Below are 3,668 nucleotides of genomic sequence, written 5' to 3' on the forward strand. Positions count from 1 at the left end.
GGCCTCGAGCGCCTCCCTGGCCGCGGTGCGCTCGTCCGGCCTGTTCAGGTCGGCGCCCGCCAGGTTGCTCGCCTTGTGCTGGTCGATGTTGGCCGGCCGGTTGCCGAACAGGACGCGCCTGCCCCAGCCGGCCACCTTGTTCCCCGGCTCCTCGTCGACCATGCGGGCCACCGTGGGCACGAGGTCGGGCACGGGCTTGAGCGAGTCGAGCTGGAACACCGGCGGCAGGTAGGCGGCGCGGTGCGTGCCCATCCTCGACGCCGCACGCCAGCCGGCGGTGTTGTCGATCTTCTCCCAGCGCGGCGTCACCTCGTCGAGATCCTCGACGGCACTGTCGCGGCGGGTCCTCGTCGTGTCGGACACGGGTGCCGGGCGCTCGGGAACGAGGATGTCGGCCTCGCCGCGGAACGTGTGCACCTTCTCGCCGTCGCCCGCCCAGCGGTCACTGAGCGCGACCTCGATCTCGACCGGGTAGCTGGTCCGGTGCAGCGGCCGTTCGCCGTCGAACCTGTGCTCGACACCGACCTCTTGAGTGAGGTTCTCGACGTTCTTGGTGTGGTGCTTGCCGTAGATGTAGGCGTTGCCCGCCTTGTAGTTCTTGACCCGTGAGTCGAAGACGTAGCCCGAGACGCCGGCGGTGGTGTCCCACGACTTGGTGAGGTCGGCGCTCTCCTTGCGCGCCACCGAGGTCACCGTCTTGGCCGTCTCACCGGGCACCACGCCGACGTAGCGGGCTTCGGCCGTGACGGGACGGGTCTTCACGAACACGTCGGGCGCGTTCTTGGCCCACGAGCTGACGGGCAACCGGACCGGCTCGCCCCGGCCGATCTCCCTGGCGTGGTCGTGCACGAACTGCCGCAGCCGCTGCTCGAACGCCCCCAGGTCCTTCGACCGCACGACCCCCTCGACCCACAGCCGGTGCAGGGTGGGGCCGACGATGCCCGCGACCGTCTCCTCCGGCAGGGTGTGGATCACGTCCAGCTGGTGCAGCGCGCGGTCCAGGTCCACCGTCTCGGGCACGGCGTGGCCGGACGTCTCCGGTTCGGTGGCGTGCCGGACCGGTTCCTCGACAGCCCCCTCCGGCCTGCTCCACACGGTGCCGTCCGCGTCGATCTTGAGGCGGTGCGCGTCCGCACCCGAACCGACCTGGACGACGTAGGAGAACCGCACCTGCTGGTTCTCCACGGGTCCGGTGTAGGTGCTGGTGACCTCCTGCTTTCCCTTGGTGGTGGTCTTGCTCCCCGTCGTCGTGGTCGCGTACTTGTACGCGATCGGGCCGGCGCCGCCGCCCAGCGCACCCGTGATGTCACCGGCCTGGACGAACAGACCGCCACCCCAGCGCAGGCTCACCGACTGCCCGGCCGTCGACTCGTAGGTGGTGTCGTGCGTCCGCACGATCCTGCCGTCGACCGTCTCCTTGGGACGGACGGCCTGCGTGTCCACGACCGCGATCGACACCTCGACCCGCTGCCGCTTGCCGGGCAGCTGGAACGCCTCCCGCACCGGCTCGCCGGTGAGCAGCTCGGCGCCGCGGTCCGGCAGGGTGGCGAGCCAGTCGCGGAACCTGCGTGCACCGGGGTGCCCGACCGGGAAGTTCTCGGCCTTCGGTCCCGCGAGCGCCCGCTCGACCTCGTTGTAGATCTTGTGCAGGCCGTTGATCTCGACCTGGGCGATGTCGCGCGGTCGCAGGTCCGGCCTGATCGGCTCCGCCGGTGGCGTCGCGACCTCCCGGCGCGGCCACACCAGCGGCACGTCCACCGACACCGCGTCGGTCTTCGTCTGCCCCTTCAGCCACGGCCACTTCCGCGGTTCGCGCACCGTGACCTTGAAGGTGACGTCGTGCACGGACCGCTCGGCACGCAAGCCCGTCTCGGTCACCTCGGTCTTCAGGCCGCGCGAGAGCTTCGCCTCCATCGACGACGACGGCTGGTTGAACAGGCCCGCGAGCCTGAGCGTGACGTTGACGAACGGCGTCGGCACCCGGAAGTTGCGTGCGTCAGCCGAGATGGGCGACCGTTCGCTGGTCACCGACTGCTCCGACGGCGTGCGCGTGCGCTTGTTCGCGAAGTCGGTCGGCTTCGCCTGCACGTCACGCCCGGTGCCGATCCCGACGACCTCGATCTTGATCTGAGGCGCCTGCCGCGTCTTCACCCCGAGGTCCACGACCACACCACCGTCGGCGGCGCGGTGGAAGTGGGTCTTGAGGTTCTCGTTGGAGAAGTGCGTCTCGATGGCCTCGCGCACCAACCGATCGGCCTTGCCGTCCTTCAGCCCGAGCTGGTCGATGATCGCCTTGCGCACCGCCGTACCGTCGATGTCGCCGTCGACGACGGGCCGTTCCGACCGCGTGCGCTGGACGAGGTCGACCGGGTCCGGGGTGCTTGCCGGGTCGCCCTCGCGCACCGGGGTGATCTCGGGCTCGTGCCTGGTCGAAGGCTCGTCCAGGCGGGTGGTCGCCTCGTCCACGCGGCCACTGCTCGCCACGGGCACGGCTTCCCCGTCGGTGACGGGCTGCTGACGGCGGTCGGCGGGATCCACGTCCGGAGTGCGTTCGGACACCGGTGCGCCGTCGGACGTCGTGACGACCCGCTCCGGCTGCGCCACGCCCGGACGATCGGCACTCGGCCCGGACGAGCGCGTGTCAGGCTGCTGACCGTCGCGCACCCGCGCCGGATCCGTGGCGTTGCCGGCTCGCCCGGCGTCCGCGGGACGGGTACCGCCCGTCGGCTGGCCGGGACCCGCCTGCGTTTCCGGCCGGGCACCGGTGGTGGGAGCGTCCGTGCGGCCGCCGACCGTCGGGGTCTCCTGCCGACCACCCGTAGTGGGCACGTCCTGCCGACCGCCGACCGTCGGGGTCTCCTGCCGACCACCCGTGGCGGGCACGTCCTGCCGACCACCAGGCACCTGCTGATCCGGCCGAGTCCCGCTGGGCTGCGCATCCGGCCGGCTGCCCGCCGGCGCATCTGGACGGGTACCGCCCACCCGCTGGTCGGGCCGAGCGCCAACGTCCTGCCCGTCCAGCTTGCCGCCAGCCACCGGACCAACGATCGGCGTGCCATCGCCCGCACCGGCACCGCGCTGATCAGGCCCGGCACCAACGTTCTCCGCGTCGAGCTTGCCGCCAACGACCGGCGCAGCGTCGTCGGTGCCGCGCCTCTCCTGCGCCGTGACCGGCTGCTCGGCCACGCGGTCCGACGCCTGCGGAACGGTCCGCTCTCCCGCATCGGGCGCGCGCAGCTGCTCGCCTGGCGCCGAACGGTCCACCGCCGGGTCGACACTCTCCCGGGAGCCGAGCGGCTGGCGGTCGCCCCCACCCGAAGGAACCGGCGGGTCGTCCGAGCCACGCGGAGCAGGGCCATCGGTCGAGGTCGACGCGACAGGCCCCGTCGCCGGGGTCGTACCCGTCGCCGGCGTCGTACCCGTCGCCGGCGTCGTGCCCGTGGTCGGCGTCGTGCCTGTCGTCGGGGTCGTACCTGTCGTTGGGGTCGTGCCCGTGGTCGGGGTCGTTCCCGTCGCCGGGGTCGTGCCCGTGGCCGGCGTCGTACCCGTCGCCGGCGTCGTGCCCGTGGTCGGGGTCGTACCTGTCGTCGGGGTCGTGCCCGTGGTCGGGGTCGTTCCCGTCGCCGGAGTCGTACCCGTCGTTGGGGTCGCGCCGGTGGTCGGGGTCG

At 72.3% G+C, this 3,668-nt stretch carries 1 protein-coding gene and 1 pseudogene; one reads left to right on the plus strand and one right to left on the minus strand.

Annotated elements, in window-relative coordinates; all coding sequences use genetic code 11:
• Positions 1–3,264, minus strand: a pseudogene (locus UK23_RS52890) (hypothetical protein); the annotation flags it as partial.
• 187 nt (positions 3,265–3,451) lie between these two features.
• On the opposite strand from UK23_RS52890, the gene UK23_RS53910 reads away from it, so the two are divergent.
• Positions 3,452–3,668: hypothetical protein (locus tag UK23_RS53910; RefSeq protein WP_231114646.1), on the plus strand; the 217-nt coding region annotated here is incomplete at its 3' end.

It is taken from the genome of Lentzea aerocolonigenes (assembly GCF_000955955.1).
GTDB lineage: Bacteria > Actinomycetota > Actinomycetes > Mycobacteriales > Pseudonocardiaceae > Lentzea > Lentzea aerocolonigenes_A.